This is a genomic window from Microbacterium sp. (genome assembly GCF_035277845.1).
GTDB lineage: Bacteria > Actinomycetota > Actinomycetes > Actinomycetales > Microbacteriaceae > Microbacterium.
In genome coordinates this window covers 1-4579 of sequence record NZ_DATEJS010000373.1, presented here as the reverse complement: position 1 = coordinate 4579, position 4579 = coordinate 1, and the positions used below count along the sequence as shown (strand labels likewise).

Genomic DNA, 4579 nt, shown 5'->3' with positions numbered 1-4579 from the left:
TTCCACTTCACGTGGACGGAGAACGGGTCCACGGGAGGCGGTCGGACGAGCATCTGGGTGACGCCCAGCATCTCTCTGACCTTCACGTTCTACGGCAGTCGGGAGGCGTCGATCAACCGGCATTGGCTCGACGTCCTGATGTCGACCGCGAACTCCGGTGCGGGGCTGCAGCTGGTCGCCGAGCCCAAGGTCGCGCTGTCCGAAGCGGTGGAGTACTGACATGCCCGCCGAAGGGGCCGGCAGCCCGTCGTGGCACGACGAGACGTTCCGCACGGACGACATCGCGACCGCGGAGGCGCTCGTGCGCCGCATCTATCCGGTGGCGAAGCTGCGCGAGTCCCGGCGACGCTTCTGGTTCGAGCAGACGACGCGGGGCGCCGAAGGCGTCACGTTCGCCCGGTTCAAGATCAGCTCGTGGATCGACATCGCCGTCGAGTTCGAGCAGGTGGCGGCGTACGGGCTGGTGCTGGGCGGCCGCTACGCCGCGAAGACGGGGGACACCGACCTCGACACGAGCCAGCCGTTCCTGTTCCGGCCGGGGCCCGGCAGTTCCGAATCCGAGCATCTCGACCTGCTCATGGTGAACATCGACATGGACACGCTGGCGAACACGGCGGCGCGGCGGCTGGGGGTCGAGGATGCCCGCGTCGACCTGCCCCGGACCTCGCCGGTGTCGGACGCCCTTCGTCAGCATTGGATGCGCACGGTGGCGTACGCCTGGCAGAGCGTCGTGCAGGTTCCCGAGGTCTTCCACAACGACCTCACCCGCGCCGCGACCTTCGAAGCTGTGGTCGCCGCGGCCATCGCGACCTTCCCGGTCGACGTGCTTCATCCTGGCCGGCTGCCGGACGATCGGGCGCTCACCTCGGCGATCCGGCGGGCGCGGCAGTACATCGAGGATCATCCCGATGATCCCCTGCGCGTCGAACAGATCGCCGAATCGGCGGGGCTGTCGGTGAGGTCGCTGCAGAACGGGTTCCGCCGCGAACTCGAGGTCACGCCGCTCGGCTACCTGCGCCGCATCCGCCTCATCCACGCCCGCGATGAGCTCCTCGATGCGGACGCCGCCGAGACGACCGTGACCGAGGTCGCGCGGCGCTGGGGATTCGTCAACCTGGGCCGGTTCGCCGGCGACTACCAGGAGCTCTTCGGCGAGAAGCCGTCACGGACGCTGCGCCGCTGAGACCCGAATGCCGAACCGCCCTCGGTTTGCATCGCTCCGGCGCCCGGCCTACCGTGGAGAGAGGGCTTGCGCTCGGCGCGGCCCACTGACGACCAGTCCGCGGCCGCGCCGCACGCCCCCAGGGCGTCGCAGGTGCGGGCGTACGGTCGGCGGTCTGGGCGATGGACTCGATGTCCGTCTCCACGCGCAGCGCTCATCCCCACCCGACGCTTTCCGCGGAGTGCGTGCGCCGAAGATCGTCACCCGGGCGTAACCAATGCAGCCGCGTGCGGCTGCCGAGGCCAAGCAAAGTGACCATCCCACCCGCCGTCGAGGCGAAGAACCTGTTCAAAGTCTTCGGACGCAACCCCCGCGACGCCGTGCGGCGTCTGAAAGCCGGCGAGACCCGCGCACAGGTGCGGGCTGCCGGAACCGCCGCCGTCGTCGACGCGAGCTTCACCGTGCAGCCCGGCGAGATCTTCGTGATCATGGGCCTGTCCGGCTCCGGCAAGTCGACCATCATCCGGATGCTGAACGGCCTGCTCGCCCCCACCGACGGCCAGGTGCTCGTGCAGGGCGCCGACGTCACCACGGCGAGCCCCGCCGAGCTGCGCCGCATCCGCCGGCGCTCCCTGTCGATGGTGTTCCAGCACTTCGCGCTGCTGCCGCACCGCAGCGTGCTGGACAACGCCGCGTACGCCCTCGAGATCCAGGGCGTCGGCCGGGCCGAGCGTCGCGAGCGTGCCCGCGAGATCCTGGGCAAGGTCGGGCTCGGCGATCGCGTCGACGCCATGCCCCACGAGCTGTCGGGTGGGATGCAGCAGCGCGTCGGCCTGGCGCGCGCCCTGACCGCGGGCACCGACATCCTGCTGATGGACGAGGCGTTCTCGGCGCTGGACCCGCTCATCCGCCGCGAGATGCAGGAGCAGCTCGTCGAACTGCAGCAGGAGCTCGGCCGCACCATCGTCTTCATCACCCACGACCTCAACGAGGCGATGTTCCTGGGCGACCGCATCGCGGTCATGCGGGACGGCCGCATCGTGCAGAACGGCACCCCCGAGGAGATCCTCACCGACCCGGCGAACGACTACGTGGCGCAGTTCGTGCAGGACGTCGACCGAGCCCGCGTGCTCACCGCCGGCGCCGTCATGGAGCGGCCGCTCGCCGTGCCCGTCTCGGCCGGCATCCGCGGCGCCCTGCGCGTGCTGCGCGAAGAGCAGGTGAACGAGGTGTTCGTGGTCGAGAACCGCTCGCTCGTCGGCGTCGTCACCGACCGCGCCGTGATCCGTGCCGTGAAGTCCGGCACCCACGACCTGCGCGCGATCGCCGACCCCACCGTGCGCCGCGTGTCGGCGGACGATCTGCTGACCGACGTGGTCGAGCAGGCCGTCGGCAGCCCCGTCTCGCTGCCTGTCGTCGCCGAGAACGGACGCCTCATCGGCGTCGTTCCGCGCATCACCCTGCTGGCGGCGCTCGGCAACGTGCCCGCCACGACGCAGCCGATCTCGATCGTGCCGGCGACGACGCTGGAACTCGCCGAGGAGCTGGCCGAGCTCGCCCCGAACGCCCTGGCCGTCGCCGAAGGGAGCGCCCTGTGACCGGCATGTTCCGCATCCCGCTCGGCGACTGGGTCGCCGAGATCATCAACTGGGTCATCGGGGCGCTCGGCGGCTTCTTCGACGGCGTCTCGACGATCTTCACCGGACTGTACGACGCCGCGGAGTGGCTGTTCACCACCCCGCCGTTCTGGGCCGTCATCCTCGTCGTCGCCGCCGTCGCGTGGCTCGCGAAGGGTGCCGGACTGGCCCTCGGATCCGTCGTCGGGCTGCTGCTCATCGTCTCGATCGACCAGTGGGACAACGCGATGCAGACCCTCGCGCTGACACTCGTCGCCGTACTCGTCGCGGTGCTCATCGCGGTGCCGCTCGGCATCTGGGCCGCCCGCTCCCAGGCCGTCTCGACGATCGTGCGTCCGGTGCTGGATCTCCTCCAGACCATGCCGGCGTTCGTCTACCTGATCCCGGCGATCTTCCTCTTCGGCATCGGCGTGGTGCCCGGCATGGTGGCCACCATCCTGTTCGCGATCGCTCCCGGCGTGCGGCTCACCGAGCTCGGCATCCGCGGTGTGGACACCGAAGTGGTCGAGGCGGGCAACGCGTTCGGCGCGACCCCCGGCCGCATCCTGCGCCAGATCCAGCTGCCGCTCGCGATGCCGTCGATCATGGCGGGCGTCAACCAGATCATCATGCTCGCCCTGTCGATGGCGGTCATCGCCAGCATGGTCGGCGCTCCCGGACTCGGCAAGGACATCATCCAGGCGCTCAGCCGCACCGACATCGCCCTCGGCTTCGAGGCGGGACTCGCCGTCGTGATCATCGCCATGATCCTCGACCGCGTCACGAGCAGCTTCGGCCGCGCTCGGCGCTCCGTCCGCGGAGCGCGGCCGGCGGCGACCGCCCCGGCTGCGACCACCGCGCCGGCCGCAGCGAACGTCTGATCAGGGAAGGAACCACATCCCATGAACAAGCGCACTCTCCTCAGCGCCCTCGCTCTGGGCCTGACCGCCGGCGTCGCACTGGTGGGCTGCTCGGCATCCGCCGCGGCCAAGGCCGCCGACGCCAAGACCGTCACGGTCGGCGTGTTCAACGGCTGGCCCGAAGGCGAAGCGGCGTCGTACCTGTGGCAGCAGATCCTCGAGAAGAAGGGCTACAAGGTCGACCTCGAGTACGCCGACGCCGGCCCCGTGTTCGCCGGTCTCGCCAAGGGCGACTTCGACGTCGCGTTCGACGGCTGGCTGCCCACCACCCACGCCAGCTACTTCAAGCAGTACGGCAGCCGCCTCGTCGACCTCGGCGCGTGGAACGACGACGCGAAGCTCACCCTCGCGGTGAACGCGGACGCCCCGATCGACTCGATCGATCAGCTCGCGTCGCATGCGAAGGACTTCGGCAACCGCATCGTCGGGATCGAGCCCGGTGCCGGCCTCACCGAGGCGATGCAGGACAAGGTCATCCCGGACTACAAGCTCGGCACGATGCAGTTCGTCACGTCGTCGACCCCGGCCATGCTCGCCGAGCTCAAGAAGGGGCTCGACGCGCACAAGAACATCGTGGTCACCCTGTGGCGCCCGCACTGGGCCTACAACGCCTACCACCTGAAGGACCTCAAGGACCCGAAGGGTGCGCTCGGCGCAGCCGAGTCGATCCACACCGTCACACGGACGGGTTTCGCGCACGACAAGTCCAAGGTCGACGGGTGGTTCAAGGGCTTCACGATGGACTCGAAGCACCTGTTCTCGCTGGAGGACGCACTGTTCCGCACGAACCACGCGCAGAGCGAGTACCCGGCGATCGTGAAGAAGTGGATGGATCAGAACAAGTCCTACGTGGATTCGCTGACCAGCTGACACCCGGACAC

Annotated in this window: 4 protein-coding genes and 1 pseudogene; all 5 read left to right on the top strand. The window is 69.4% G+C overall.

The annotated features are described in order from the left end of the window. Positions 1 to 219, top strand: a pseudogene (locus VJR25_RS16595) (ATP-dependent DNA ligase); the annotation flags it as partial. Between the two features lies 1 nt (position 220). After that, on the top strand, positions 221 to 1183 hold the full coding sequence (locus tag VJR25_RS16590; RefSeq protein ID WP_324117033.1) for a helix-turn-helix transcriptional regulator: 963 nt from the start codon (positions 221 to 223) through the stop codon (positions 1181 to 1183). 290 nt (positions 1184 to 1473) lie between these two features. Further along, positions 1474 to 2760 carry a betaine/proline/choline family ABC transporter ATP-binding protein gene (locus VJR25_RS16585; protein WP_324117031.1) on the top strand — a complete coding sequence of 429 codons (1287 nt, stop codon included), beginning with the start codon at positions 1474 to 1476 and terminating at the stop codon, positions 2758 to 2760. A 5-nt stretch (positions 2761 to 2765) separates the two neighbouring features. After that, the gene (locus VJR25_RS16580) at positions 2766 to 3659 is read left to right on the top strand and encodes a proline/glycine betaine ABC transporter permease (protein ID WP_324117035.1); all 894 of its coding nucleotides are present in this window, start codon (positions 2766 to 2768) and stop codon (positions 3657 to 3659) included. Positions 3660 to 3680: 21 nt separating this feature from the next. Next, the gene (locus VJR25_RS16575; RefSeq protein WP_324117029.1) at positions 3681 to 4568 is read left to right on the top strand and encodes a glycine betaine ABC transporter substrate-binding protein; all 888 of its coding nucleotides are present in this window, start codon (positions 3681 to 3683) and stop codon (positions 4566 to 4568) included. The last annotated feature ends 11 nt before the right edge of the window (positions 4569 to 4579 follow it).